14 protein-coding genes are annotated in these 14025 nt (G+C 32.9%); 8 read left to right on the top strand and 6 right to left on the bottom strand.

Annotation, left to right across the window (positions count from 1 at the left end; translation table 11 throughout):
- The first annotated feature begins 166 nt into the window (after positions 1-166).
- Both polA and ACXAHM_RS20555 read left to right on the top strand, forming a co-directional pair.
- Positions 167-2968, top strand: coding sequence for a DNA polymerase I (gene polA / locus ACXAHM_RS20560; RefSeq protein ID WP_474964105.1), 2802 nt, complete (start codon positions 167-169; stop codon positions 2966-2968).
- 3 nt (positions 2969-2971) lie between these two features.
- Positions 2972-3850: a geranylgeranylglycerol-phosphate geranylgeranyltransferase gene (locus ACXAHM_RS20555; protein WP_474964103.1), complete on the top strand. Its 879-nt coding sequence runs from the start codon at positions 2972-2974 to the stop codon at positions 3848-3850.
- A gap of 187 nt (positions 3851-4037) precedes the next feature.
- Here ACXAHM_RS20555 and ACXAHM_RS20550 read toward each other — a convergent pair whose 3' ends face one another.
- From ACXAHM_RS20550 to ACXAHM_RS20535, 4 genes are all read right to left on the bottom strand, one after another.
- Positions 4038-4841: a 2-oxoadipate dioxygenase/decarboxylase family protein gene (locus tag ACXAHM_RS20550; RefSeq protein ID WP_474964101.1), complete on the bottom strand. Its 804-nt coding sequence runs from the start codon at positions 4839-4841 to the stop codon at positions 4038-4040.
- A gap of 133 nt (positions 4842-4974) precedes the next feature.
- Positions 4975-6303, bottom strand: coding sequence for a hypothetical protein (locus ACXAHM_RS20545; protein WP_474964099.1), 1329 nt, complete (start codon positions 6301-6303; stop codon positions 4975-4977).
- Positions 6304-6456: 153 nt separating this feature from the next.
- The gene (rbfA, locus tag ACXAHM_RS20540; protein ID WP_474964097.1) at positions 6457-6849 is read right to left on the bottom strand and encodes a 30S ribosome-binding factor RbfA; all 393 of its coding nucleotides are present in this window, start codon (positions 6847-6849) and stop codon (positions 6457-6459) included.
- Between the two features lie 82 nt (positions 6850-6931).
- On the bottom strand, positions 6932-8209 hold the full coding sequence (locus tag ACXAHM_RS20535) for a DUF3137 domain-containing protein (RefSeq protein ID WP_474964095.1): 1278 nt from the start codon (positions 8207-8209) through the stop codon (positions 6932-6934).
- A gap of 171 nt (positions 8210-8380) precedes the next feature.
- On the opposite strand from ACXAHM_RS20535, the gene ACXAHM_RS20530 reads away from it, so the two are divergent.
- The 5 genes from ACXAHM_RS20530 to ACXAHM_RS20510 all read left to right on the top strand — a co-directional run bounded on the left by ACXAHM_RS20530 (position 8381) and on the right by ACXAHM_RS20510 (position 12515).
- Positions 8381-9376, top strand: a complete 996-nt coding sequence (locus tag ACXAHM_RS20530) for a glycosyltransferase family 9 protein (protein WP_474964093.1) — start codon at positions 8381-8383, stop codon at positions 9374-9376.
- A gap of 32 nt (positions 9377-9408) precedes the next feature.
- Positions 9409-10491 (top strand): aminotransferase class V-fold PLP-dependent enzyme, encoded by a 1083-nt coding sequence (locus tag ACXAHM_RS20525; RefSeq protein WP_474964091.1) that lies wholly within the window; start codon positions 9409-9411, stop codon positions 10489-10491.
- Positions 10492-10550: 59 nt separating this feature from the next.
- Positions 10551-11099 (top strand): hypothetical protein, encoded by a 549-nt coding sequence (locus ACXAHM_RS20520; RefSeq protein WP_474964089.1) that lies wholly within the window; start codon positions 10551-10553, stop codon positions 11097-11099.
- 210 nt (positions 11100-11309) lie between these two features.
- Positions 11310-11780, top strand: a complete 471-nt coding sequence (locus ACXAHM_RS20515; RefSeq protein WP_474964086.1) for a VIT1/CCC1 transporter family protein — start codon at positions 11310-11312, stop codon at positions 11778-11780.
- A 105-nt stretch (positions 11781-11885) separates the two neighbouring features.
- A complete protein-coding gene (locus tag ACXAHM_RS20510) occupies positions 11886-12515 on the top strand; it encodes an SRPBCC family protein (RefSeq protein WP_474964083.1) in 630 nt (209 codons plus the stop codon).
- A gap of 39 nt (positions 12516-12554) precedes the next feature.
- Here ACXAHM_RS20510 and bla read toward each other — a convergent pair whose 3' ends face one another.
- Positions 12555-13289, bottom strand: a complete 735-nt coding sequence (bla, locus tag ACXAHM_RS20505) for a subclass B1 metallo-beta-lactamase (protein ID WP_474964081.1) — start codon at positions 13287-13289, stop codon at positions 12555-12557.
- Between the two features lie 132 nt (positions 13290-13421).
- On the bottom strand, positions 13422-13592 hold the full coding sequence (locus tag ACXAHM_RS20500) for a hypothetical protein (protein WP_474964078.1): 171 nt from the start codon (positions 13590-13592) through the stop codon (positions 13422-13424).
- 87 nt (positions 13593-13679) lie between these two features.
- Here ACXAHM_RS20500 and ACXAHM_RS20495 point away from each other — a divergent pair, with 87 nt between their 5' ends.
- Positions 13680-13985 carry a transposase gene (locus ACXAHM_RS20495; protein ID WP_474964075.1) on the top strand — a complete coding sequence of 102 codons (306 nt, stop codon included), beginning with the start codon at positions 13680-13682 and terminating at the stop codon, positions 13983-13985.
- Positions 13986-14025 lie beyond the last annotated feature (40 nt).

The following is a 14025-nucleotide window of genomic DNA, read 5'->3' as shown; positions in this document are numbered from 1 at the left end:
ATAACAATTTTGGCTAGAAAAAAATGAATTTAATTTATCCTTTTAAATCTCCTTTCTTACTCGTGAAATTACTTGTTTTTGTGGCTTTAAATTGTCTCATTTGTACACTAATTTAGAATTAAGACAAACACAAAATTATATTTCGTACTCTGTACATTTTAATATTATGAAGAAATTGTTTCTGCTTGATGGCATGGCATTGATTTTTCGAGCCCATTTTGCTTTAATCCGAAATCCTAGAATCAACTCTAAAGGAATGAACACTAGTGCTCCAATGGGGTTTGTGAATTCTATGATGGAGGTAATTAAAAAGCAGAAACCAACACATATTGGTGTCTCTTTTGACCTTCCAGGACCAACTTTTCGACATGAAATGTTTTCAGAGTACAAGGCGAATCGTCAAGAAACACCAGAAGATATTTCAATTGCCATTCCTATTGTAAAAAAGATTGTAGATGCATTCAATATCCCTCGTTTAGAAGTAGAAGGTTTTGAAGCGGATGATGTTATCGGAACATTAGCGAAAAAAGCATCGAAAGCAGGTTTCCAAACATATATGCTGACACCTGATAAAGATTATGCTCAATTAGTTGATGAAAATACATTTTTATACCGTCCATCTACTAAAGGAGGGATTGAAATTTTAGGAGAAAAAGAAGTTCTTGAGAAATTTGATTTAGATCGTATTGATCAAGTTATAGACCTTTTAGGTTTGCAAGGTGATGCAGTAGATAATATCCCAGGCATTCCAGGTGTCGGTCCTAAGACAGCTGTAAAATTATTAAAACAATACAGTACGGTTGAAGGGATTTTAGAGCATTCCTCTGAATTAAAAGGAAAATTAAAAGAGAGAGTTGAGGGCAATAAAGAACAAGCATTAATGTCTAAAGAATTGGCAACGATCAAAATTGATGTGCCAATTGAATTTGATGAAGGTCAACTTGAACTTAAAGAACCCAATAAAGAAGAGGTCGTTAAGATTTTTAATGACTTAGAGTTTAAAACACTTCTTGCTCGTATTTTTCCTGGAGAAAAAGCTGCAGCGACTAAGAAAGTGGTAAAAGCTGGTGAACAAGGAAGTTTATTTGGAGGTACACCAACTTTAGCTACATCTACAGTAGAGACAGAAGTTGAAGAAGTTGAGGAAGAAATAGTAGGACCAGATACGATTGGGACTGTTTCGAAGAATTATCGTATGATTGATAATGAAGAAAGGTATACAGAACTTGTCGCTTATCTTTCAAAACAAAAAGAATTTGCTTTTGATACTGAAACTACTGGCCTTGATTCATTAGAAGCACAAATGGTGGGTATGTCTTTCTCAGCTGCTAAGGATGAGGCTTATTATGTGCCTCTATCTTTAGAAAAAGAGGAAGCAGATAAAGTTTTGGCTTACTTCAAACTACTATTCGAAAATGAGTCTATTCTTAAGATTGGTCAAAATTTAAAATATGACCTTCAAGTGATGGCTTCGGCTGGTGTAGAAGTTAAAGGACCTTTCTTCGACACGATGTTAGCCCATTATCTTATCGAGCCAGATAAGCGTCATGGAATGGATACATTATCCGAAACTTACCTTAACTATATCCCTGTTTCAATAGAAACAATTTTAGGAAAGAAAGGAAAGAAGCAAAAAAATATGCGTGATATTCCTGCTGCTGAAGTTTATGAATATGCTTCAGAAGACGCGGATGTTACTCTTCAATTAAAACATAAATTTGAGCCAATTCTCAAAGAGAAAGGATTAGATACACTTTTCAATGACATTGAAGTTCCATTAATGGAGGTATTGAGACGAATGGAAGAAGAAGGGGTAAACCTAGACGTTCCATCATTAGAACAATACTCAGTTCATATTGGAGAAGAAGTTGCTCAATTGGAAAAAGATATATATGCTTTAGCGGGAGAGGAATTCACAATTTCATCACCAAAGCAATTAGGTGTTATTTTATTTGAAAAAATGAAATTGGTAGATAAGCCTAAAAAGACAAAAACAGGTCAGTATGCAACTGGTGAAGAGATTTTACAAGGTTTAAAACAACATGAAATTGTTGAAAAAATATTAGACTTTAGACAATTAGCGAAATTGAAGAGTACTTATGTAGACGCTTTACCAAAACTGATTAAGTCAGATGGTAGAGTACATACTACATATAATCAAGCAGTAGCAGCTACAGGTCGTCTAAGTTCTACCGATCCAAACTTACAGAATATTCCAATTAAAACGTCAAGAGGTAGAGAAATCCGTAAAGCATTTGTGGCAAGAGACGAAAACTATACTTTCGTTGCGGCAGATTATTCACAAGTGGAATTACGTATCATGGCTGCATTCAGTAAGGATGAAGAAATGATCAATGCTTTTAAAGAAGGACGTGATATTCACACCGCTACAGCCGCTAAGGTATTTAAAGTAAAGGAAGAAGAAGTAGATTCAGAGATGAGAAGAAGAGCGAAAACAGCTAACTTTGGTATTATATATGGAGTTTCTGCTTTTGGTTTATCACAACAGTTAAATATCTCAAGAAGTGAATCAAAAGAGTTAATTGATAACTATTTTGAGCAATTTCCTTCGATTAAAAAATATATGGATGCTGTCATTGACAAAGCAAGAGACAATGAATATGTAGAAACATTAATGGGTCGAAGACGTTATCTACGTGATATTAATTCTCGAAACTTTACAGTCAGAGGAATGGCAGAGCGAAATGCGATAAATGCCCCAATTCAAGGTACTGCAGCTGATATTATTAAGAAAGCAATGATTGAAATCCAGAATTGGATGGATACGCAAAACCTTAAATCAAAAATGATCCTTCAAGTACATGATGAATTGATTTTTGATGTTCATAATGAGGAATTGGAATTGATGAAGGAAAAAATTAAATCCTTAATGGAAGGTGCTTATGACATTGGAGTACCATTGGAAGTAGAAGTTGGAGAAGGAAACAATTGGTTAGAAGCTCACTAGAATATGACAAGACCACAAACAGAACAAACTTTTTTTATTAATATAAAAGATTTCTTACGACTTGTAAGAATGAATAATTTATTGATTATCCTACTTACACAATGGATGGGTAGGATATTCCTGATAGGGCCAAGTAGTCAGTGGAAAGAGCAACTACAAGATGTTTCATTCTGGATGTTGACCATTTCAACGCTATTGATTGCGGCTGCGGGATATATAATCAATGATTATTATGATATTAAGATAGATGCTGTCAATCGACCAAATAAGCAAGTGATTGGTAAATTGATGAAAAGAAGAGTGGCCATTTTTACTCACACCGTTTTTAATTTTGTAGGTATAGTGATTGGTTTCTTCTTATCAATGGAGGTGGGAATTGTATGTTTCTTGGTTTCTTTTTGGCTTTGGTTATACTCCAATGATCTGAAAAGAAGAGCATTTATAGGGAATGTAAGTGTAGCAGCAATAACTTCTATCTCTATATTCTTGATCAATATCTACTTTGTAGAGCATAATAGAGCCGTATATGAATTTGGCGTCTTTTCTTTCTTTGTTTCTTTGATAAGAGAGATAATTAAAGATTTAGAAGATAAAGAAGGAGATATGAAGTTTGGGTGTAAGACTTTACCCATAGTTTGGGGAGATCAGAAAACAAAGAAATTAATCTATGTCTTATTTGCTTTATTCCTGGGTATTTCTACATTCATCGTGTTAGGGATGCAAGAAGTCCTCATTCAATATTACTTCTTAGCCTTATCATTACCTGCCTTTGTGATGATTTATAAACTCTATAAAGCGATTTCAAGTAAAGATTATGCAAATATTAGTACCTTCATTAAAATCTATATGATAGCAGGTATAATAGGCATGTTTTTAATATAAAAGAAATAAACCCTACAAATCATTGTAGGGTTTATTTTTGTCTAATAAATTAAAGTTTAGATAATCTTGAATTGGTTAGAAAAAGGAGTATCGATGTTAGTTGAATGATGTAAAGAATAAAATAGATGAATATATTATTCTTTACACCTTGTTTAGAACGACTTAAGTCGTCATTTATTTTACGCTATTAATTAGAAAGTGCTGTATCTGTACTTTCAAATATTTTGTCTGCAGAAGAAGCGATAAAACCTTCAAATAATTGACCGTTTTTATCTTCATATCTCTTTGCAAACTCATAATAGCATGATGGAATTTCATATTGGCCTTCTTGGAAATCAATAGTCATTTTATCAGCAAGAATACTAGACTGTTCTAATAATTGCTCCTTACTACCTTTGATTTCTCCACCAGAAGTGTTCAGTTTAAAGCCATTGTCCTTTAGGAACGTATTGACTTCTTCTAGCGTTTTAAAGTTTTTCAACTTATTACAGTGAATAGTGAAATGATTGGCTCTGAAACCAAAAACATACATCCAACCAGCATATTCTGATTCTTCTAGTAGTTTTTGATAGATTTTGTAAGAAGGTTTGCCCCAAATACATCCACTTAAAAGCAATTGTTCTACATCCATTTCTTCGATACCAGCAGAAGCAACGATAGAGTCTGCCACTTCCTGTACGAATTCACTACAAAGTTCTAGTCTTAACTCTGAAATGAAAATCTTTGGTGCATCTTTGTCTGAACGGTGTTCGAAATGTGCTGCCTTCAGTTTTTTAGCTTCAAAAATGTATTCACCTTTCTTTTCATAACCCATCCTGACAAAAGGTTCGGAAAGACGTTCTACATTGACTAGGGGATTGTTAAATGTACGGATAGCAATATGATCGTTCTCAATTTTTTCGCCTTTATCTTCGAAAATTGCTTGGATCTTACCTGCTGAGGGAGTGATTTCAACATACTGATCCCATAATTTTTCAATGATATTTTTCATGTGTTTTTGTAATTGGTAATCTACGGTTGTATTGGTAATTTAAATGTACTACTTTTTATTAAATGTAAAAAGTACGTTTATATTTATACTGCAAATATACACATGAAAAGTATCTTCCAAAGAAAAAAGTGAATTATTTTGATTTATAAAATATCACTAAGCCATTATCTAGTTCAGTTCTTTCGTATTGTTTTTTGATAATAGTAATGAAATCCAATAGTTTTTCACCATCTCCATTCGTATCTACGATTACTTCGGGCATGTCTTTTTCAAAAGCGTTGTAAATTGAACGAATTTCATCATAGCTATTAATTCCATTAAAATAGCCTTTACAGACTTTGTAATTCAAGTAAGGAGTGGCAAGCTCATGTCCATTGTAATACTTGTATTCATTTCCGAATACTAGCATTTTACCTCCAAATTGATCTAAATCAGGAATATTAGTAGCCCATGCATTTTCGTAAGGAGAAGCAATTTTTTTAGGTAAAATATTAAAAGCACAACCAAACATAATGACAAGAAGTAAGCTGACGTATGTCCATAATGTAATTTCAGCGAAAAATTTACTTCTCATGATTAACAGTTCATGTGCACAGAAAAAACTTAGTGCAGGAATGAACAAGGTTAGTTGATAAGAAATTGTGAAAGAAGAGAAAAATATACTTAGTGAGGCTGTGATAACCCAAATAAGCATTAATTGCTGTATATTTTGTTGAGAGTTGATGAATTGATTATAACTAAATGTCTTGAACATACCCATTACTAAGATGAATATTGGAACTGTGACTAGCATCAGCATTTGATCCCAAGATAATTGATAATCGTGAGCTAAGTTAGGGATCACCAACATGCACATGTTTATGAAATTTTCTAACCCACCTAAATAATATAAAAATACTAAGTAACCTCCCCAAACGATCGTAAAACCAACAAGTGCTAGAAATAAACGGTTAAAAGAAGATACTCTAAATGTGGCAAGTGCAAATATACCCATTAAAAGAAAGGAGAACGATGGCATATAAGCCAAGGAAGCCAAACCAAAGAAAATACCTGTATTCAAAATACTCTGCTCCACTCCAGTTCTTTCCATCCTTAATAGGTTCCTTAAACCAAAGAGTAAGAAAGTTAAAGAGATTAATGTAGGAGATAAAGTCATAAAATCGTAACTGAGATTCGAAAATATCAGGTACATAAAACCAGGAACAAAAGTTTTCTGTTTATACGCCTCACTTCTGTTCATCATTAAATTGAAAAGATAAGATTGTATAAATGTAAGAATTGCGGCGAATACAAAGAATACTTTTTGTGAAGCACCAAAAGTAAGAGCAATTAACCAATAAACGCTTGCAGATAGTGGGGCAATATTGTCCCAAACATCCAAGTACATACTATTACCTTCGGCTAACTTATTGCCTAAAGTAATCCAGTGAATTTCATCTGAAAGTAAAGGGATATCACTCATCCATATAGGAACTCTGATAAGGATAAGTATGAAAAAAAGTATGATTAAGCGTAGAGGATCGTTGATCTTAAAAAATGCCAGCATATTTGCTTATACCTTGGAATTAAAAAAGGTTTAGTTGCTGTGTCCTTTTTGCACAGCAACTAAATTAAATTAACGTGTGTAGATGTTGTCATCATCGTCATCCTCTTTTTCATCAGGAATGTCGATGTTGTCAAACAACTTATCTATTTTTTCTGCTTCTTCAGCTGTATTGTCATAGTAGAAACGTAATTCAGGAATTACTCTCGCTTGATGACGGATACGTTGAGCTAGTAAATTACGAATTGATTTATTTTGCTCTTCAATTTCTTCAACTTTCCCTTCAGGGTCTTTCGTTAATAAGAAGCTTAAATATACTTTCGCTAAACCTAAGTCAGGAGAAATTTCAACGTGCGTAACAGAAATGAATGCACCTCCAAACATAGAAACAGAGTTCTGTTGGAAAATTTCACCAAGATCTTTTTGGATTAAACGAGAAAATTTATGTTGTCTTTTACTATCCATTTTCTTGAATTGATTTAAAATCACTCTATATATTGAGTAACATGCAAATTTCGTAAAAAAAAGAAGAATGGCCTACATTAATCTAGTATTCCTCCTCTTCATCATCATAATAATCCTCATTTTCGAGGTTATCAAAGTCAAAATGCGGATTTTGAGGCTCACTTTCTCCAAAAAGTTCTTGTTGAGAAGCCATCATTGAAGGATCGAAAGCAGGTTCCTCTTCCTCATTATATTCGGGGTCATCTCCAAATTGTTCTTCCTCATCCAAAGCAAATTCGTCATCATGAATAAAAGCTTCCTCTTGGATTGGAGTATCATCATAGATATGATCATCTTCTGTTGAATCACCAAAGTTATCATTGATTTGGGTAGGAGGAGCGACTTCAGGGATAGGATCATTTAGCGTATGAGCAACTGACAAAATCATAGACATATCTCTGTAAAGTGCCTTTAGGATAAATGCTCTTTTCAGAGACCTTGTGGTGTCTACTTTGAAAAGCTCTTTACGCACATCCATAAAAATATAAAGTTTACCATTCCTTAAGACACAGTTTACTTTTGCTTTAAAGTGTTTTCTAATTTTATATAATCTCTTGATAAAATCATCCTTCAATGATTTCTCAGCATCCGCACGATTACCTGCATAAACTTTAAAATATTTTCGGAACTCTGGATCTTTTATAGGTACATAAGTACCAAATCGATTATCTTTTTCTTCAATTAATCGTCCTAAATGTCCCCAATGGTTTTGAATGTGATCTTCAAAGATAAAAACTTCAGTTTCAGGTGGATCTTCAAGAGTTACAATCATAAAAAATCCATGAAATTGAGTATTTAGTTCTTTTTTACCTCGTTTATGTTTTGGAATATACCAATGGTTTTTTGGAGGGAAATAGTTGCCCACTTTAATTTCAGACAACTGAATAGGGGATCCTTCAATATTTCCTTCTATCAAATCATCCCCAAAGTAGACATCAGGAATGACAGGGTTTACACCACTCTCAATCCATTTTTGTAAAGGCAGAAAATCTTCAGGAGCATAATGTAGACTACTATCCATAAACCTAATCATTTCTCGTACTACAACTTCTTTGTATTGACTTTCAATACTATCATCTTGATAGTTATTATTGAAATAATTCATTGAAGTTAAAGGAGCGAAAATACACATGAAATAAACGCCATATTCATTGATCTGACCTAAGTAAAGCAACATGAGTGCAATAGAAATCATGAGCATGGTTAAACCTCCAAACTGCAATCTTTTGTTGTGTAGGAAAGCTCGATTTTGTTCAATCTCATCTAATTGATGAGCAATATTTTCTTTGAAATGGTTTTTAAATGATTCAAATGATTTCATACAGTGTGCAATATTATGCGACTATTCCTTTATGAATATAAGTAGTTGTAAAAGATTATAAAAGTAATGCTTTTGAAGAATAACATAATTTTCTGCGATTTATCATGTTTTTTTCTTCAGATATGGTTTGCAAATATTGCAATATTCATAATGAAATGAGAATTTAGCAGGATGAAAAAATTCCTAGTGATCCAAACAGCGTTTATCGGAGATGTTATTATGGCAACTGCTGTTGTGGAGAAATTAATTCAATTTTACCCTGAGGCACAAATTGATTTTGTGGTAAGAAACGGAAATGAGGGACTATTAAGAAACAATCCTCATATTAATGAAGTTATTATTTGGAACAAAAAAGTAGAGAAAAATAAAAACTTAATGAGGGTAACCGCTGAGGTGAGAAGACGTCAATATGATCGTGTGATCAACTTACAGCGTTATTTTTCTACTGGATTAATGACTTTTTTATCAGGTGCTAAATCTACTGCTGGCTTTGATAAAAATCCATTGAGTATGTTATTTTCAATAAAGAAAAAACATAAAGTTGGATTAGGAAGAGATAAAGAGCATCATGAAGTGACAAGATATTTATCATTAATAGAAGATATCACTGATAGTGAATTTGTGGCCCCAAAAATGTATCCTAGAGAAATCGATTTTGAAAAAGCAAAATTTGATGGGAAATACATCACAGTAGGTCCAAGTTCGGTATGGTATACAAAACAATTTCATAAAGATAAATGGATCGAATTTATCAATAAAGTTCCTGAAGATGTTGCAGTAATCCTCATTGGAGGTCCTGGAGATAGAGATCTTTGTGATGAAATTGCTGAAAAGGTAAATAGAGAAAATATGTGGAATTGGGCAGGGAAACTGTCATTTTTACAATCTGCGGCTTTGATGAAGAGTGCGATGATGAATTATGTCAATGACTCGGCACCTCAACATATGGCAAGTGCTATGAATGCACCTGTAACAGCTGTTTTTTGTTCGACTATACCTGAGTTCGGTTTTGGACCTTTATCGAGCAATTCAAAAATTGTAGAGGTAAAAGAAAAATTAAAATGTAGACCTTGTGGAATACATGGTCATAAAAAATGTCCAAAGAAGCACTTCAAATGTTCGATGGATATTGATACGAATGAACTACTATTAAACGAATGGATGTAATCCAAATGTGCGTCTAACTAAACTTGCAAAACATGAAAAAGTACCATTTAACTGCTGGCCCAAGTGAGCTCTATTTTACTGTAGGACAGCATATTCAACAAGCATTAAAAGACAATGTAGCTGTTGTTTCTCATAGAAGTAAAGCATTCCAGGATGTATTTGCATTTACGGTAAGTCAAATAAAAGAAATGTTGGGAGTACCCGAAGATTATTATGTAGTATTTACGGGTTCTGCTACTGAAGTTTGGGAAAGATTAGCACAAGATTGTATTCGTGAAAAAAGTGCTCATTTTGTCAATGGCTCTTTTTCAGAACGTTTTCACTCATTCGCTGAAGCTTGGGGTTTATCAACTCAAAAAATTGAGAAGCCATTAGGAGAAGGTTTTAATGATAATGATTTTGCTATCGAAAAGGATTGTGATTTCATTGCGATTACTCAGAACGAAACAAGTACGGGTGTTCAATTTCCGGTAGAGGATATTTACAAAATTCGTGCTTCCAATCCAGATGCATTGATTGCTATTGATGCTGTATCTTCTGTTCCTTATTTAGATATTGATTTTTCTAAAATTGATAGTTTATATTTTTCAGTTCAAAAAGGAATGGGTTGCCCAGCTGGTCTTGGTGTTTGGATCTTTAATGAAAGATGCTTAGACAGAGCGAAAGAATTAAAAGCTGCAGGAAGAAAAATGGGAGGTTATCATGATATGTTTACCTTACTTAAAAATGCAGCCAAACATATGACTCCTGCTACACCAAATGCCATTGGTATTTATACTCTGGGTAAGGTTTGTGAAGATATGATTCGTAGAGATATGAAAATTATTCGAAGCGAAGCAGATTATAAAGCCTCTATTTTATACAGTGCTATTGGAATGCATAAAGATTTAGATTTTGCAGTTCATGAGGAAAGAGTTCGTTCGAAAACAGTGATTGTAGTAGAAGTAAAAGAAGGTAGAGAGGCGAAAGAATTGATGACTTATCTTTCAAATAAAGGTTTGGAAGTAAGTTCTGGTTACGGACCGAATAAGGCTACTCAAGTGAGGATTGCAAACTTCCCTACAATTTCAAAAGAAGTCTACTTTAGCTTAGTCGATTTGATCGAAGCTTGGTAATCAAAATATTAAATAGCCAAAGGAGAGTTTTAACTTCTTTGGCTTCAATTTTTTCAACTATGACACAAAAAACGATTAACTGGGGGAAAGAACAACAAATTCAAATGCTTCTTTTCGTCATCATTACATTTTTTCTATCCTTTTATTTAGGTTATAACTTTTTTCAATCTCAGAACGAACCGCCAAATATTCGTTTTATTTATAGTTTATTGTCTTTATTGAGTGGGGGATGTAGTATCTATTTTTTAATCTCATTTATTAAAGAAAAAGACTGTAGATCAACGTATACTTTTGAGGATGATCGTTTTATTGTAGAGCACTACATCTCAAAAGATCAGTACGAGAAAAAAGAATATAATATTGAGAATCTTAAAAGTCTTTCTCTTTTAGAAAGAGAAAAAAAGCAGCTAACTAACCAAGGGCGTGACTTTTATAATTTAATGACAGTCAAAAAAGTAATGATCTATCGTCTTTTCTTATTTCTAAAAAATCAAGAAGAACCTATTGACTTATTGCCTTATGCCAATTTATCAACGCCTAAATTAAAAGATTTGGCAGATTGGATTCATCAACAAATGACCTTATTCAAGAATATCAGCCAGAATTAATGGCAGGAATATTTTAATATTTGCCTGCTTAATTTAATAATCTGATTAAAGTTTTTAGAATAGTCTCTTATACGGTAAATAACTTTAAATAAAATTACCTGCGAGGCTATTTTCTTCGTTTTCTACATTGTAAAAGGCCTATGCTTATGCATAGACAAAGAATACTTCTTCAAATATGAAGTTATTTTTAACAGCCAACTCAAACTTACAATGAATAGAAAAGACACAATTCTACAGAAAATTCAACCTGCTTTAGCAGGGTTGACAGATGGTACTATTTCATCATTAGCTCCCATCTTTGCAACAGCATTTTCTACACATAATTCTTGGAATACATTTATCGTAGGTCTTGCAACTTCTATTGGTGCAGGTATAAGTATGACTTTTTCAGAATACCTTTCTGATGATGGTAATATTTCTGGTAGAGGTAACCCTTTAAAAAGAGGTTTAATTACAGGTTCTATGACTGCATTGGGTGGTCTTGGACATACAATTCCATTCTTATTTGATAATTTTTCACAAGCTATAGTTGTAGCGCTATGTATTGTTTTAGTTGAGCTATCTGTTATTGTTTGGTTAAGAAAACATTATTTAGAAGCTTCAGTCAAAAATTCGATTGTTCAAATCGTAATCGGAGGAGTAATTGTATTGTCTGTAGGTATACTTCTCGGACAAATGTAATGAACCCTTACAAAATACTTCAATATTCCTAACTATCAATTTTCAATCTACACAAAGAGATCGTCTCAATTCGAATTATGAATAATATATACTTCAAAAACAATTATGGCAGTAAGAACAGAACAAGAAAACTGGAATTACTTAGATACAGTAATGATTGATGCATTACTTCAAGTAAAAATGGAAATTGAAAAATACGGTAGTGATAATAACACTGTTTTTAAGACATCATCAACTTTTCCCATCTCCCTTTCTAGAATAGTGTATGCAATAGAAGGAATTGGTAGTCGTAAAAGTGATCAAGTGAAAAGCTATTTGATTGAAAAATTTTCAGATAACAAAACGTTTCAAACGTATGAATTTTTGAGAACAGATTTACCATTTGTACATGATCGTGATTACATTGTGGAACATGAATGGAAAACAGTTGGAAATGAACCAAATGAAGTAGTTGAGTTAACAACACATTCTATTGAAAAAGAAGATTATCCTGTTGTAGATGGCGTTATTAGAGGTGATATTAAGAAATTTGATTTTCAGTTAGAAAGCATAGGTCCTGATCGAACAAATGTTTCTCTAGTTGTTCATGTAGATAATAAAGGAACAATACCGACTGTGATTTCAAATAGGCTTCAAAAGAATTGGGCAGAAAGAACACTTAGAGAAATTTATTATAGAGCAAAAAGTGGGGGAGATTTATCAACAATTGTGGAAAATTTACCCGAAAAGATATAAATAAAAAGCCAACCTATTCGATATATAGGTTGGCTTCTTTTATTTTTCAATAAACATGTCGATTGTATATTGTAGGAGAGAGATATCACCTACATCACCATGTCCTGGAACAACTATTTCTACTTCAGGGTGATTCATCATAGTTTTTATAACAGAGTTTGACCATTGGGAAGTATCAGCATCTGCTAGGTTTCCCTTTGACCAACCTTCACCTTTAATCAAACAACCTCCGAAAAGAACTTTATCATCAGGGATATAAGCAACAATATTGTCTTTGGTATGACCACTCCCTTCAAAAATAAAATTAATTTCTTGATCATCTACATTTAAAGTGAGACTATCTTGAAATGTATTTTGAGGTGCAGTGAACCCATTTTCCGTTGCAAGTTTTGCTGTTAAAGTAGATCCATACGATGGAATTTCCTTTGAATGATAATAATCTAAACCTGCTAAACAATCAATATGAAAATGAGTGGGTACAGCTGCTTTTACTTTGACCTTATTTTTTTCTAGCCATTGAAATAATTCGATTGAACTTTCCTCATTTGTCGGTGTATCTATAATTATACCTTCACCATCATCAATCATAATTATCCCATTGCATGGTACTTTTCCCCATTGTTCTGTTTTCAAATAAGAGGTATGTAACCATACGTGTTCTGATAATTGCTTGATATTTAATTCTTCTGATTTATATTCTTTTGCGACTTCTGTTTCTTTTTCACACCCCCAGAGAAGAAGTAATAAAGAAATTAAGAAAATATTTTTTTTCATTAATATATGGTTTTATGAAGTTGCAAAGTAAACAGTTTATTAATTATCAGACAATCAGTACTAATTAATAAAATAAAAATAGCCTATACTTTGTACTAAAGTATAGACCGTTATAAATAAACTAGTATTATTCTATTTTTTACTTTGAATAAAAGCTTTCACTTTTGAATTAAAAGTTAGGCCGAATGAGTAAGTCGCTACGATAAATCTAATCACAGCTTTAGCAGGAATAGAAGCAAGGAAGTCTACAATGATCAGACCTCTAAATAGGAGTAATTTGCCATTTAAGGCAGCATATATCATCCCTAATAAATTGGCAATATATGGAATAGCTACATTTACTCGGAGAGTAAGTTAAGCCCCTTTAATCAAAACAAGTATTTTTGCATTATGGGAAAAAGACGTACAAGAAAAAGCTATGACAAAGAATTCAAGTTGATGATAGTAAACTTGGTTCAAAGTGGTAGACCAGCAAAGACAGTTGCAGAAGAGAATAATTTAGATGATCATATGATCAGAAGATGGGTTCGTGAATATAATAAATATGAGGGCAACTCTTTTCAGGGAAATGGAAATGTTGTACAGACATCAGAAGAAGCTAGAATTGCACAGTTAGAAAGAGAACTTGAAAAGGTGAAAACAGAACGTGATATTTTAAAAAAGGCCATAGGCATATTCTCCAAGAGCGACAGTTAACCTATAAGTTCATTAAAGATCATAGTCAGGAGTTTTCTGT

The organism is Flammeovirga sp. AWQ4_249 (assembly GCF_056161045.1).
Note: the sequence above shows the minus strand (reverse complement) of the source record. Positions and strands in the feature narration are given on the sequence as shown.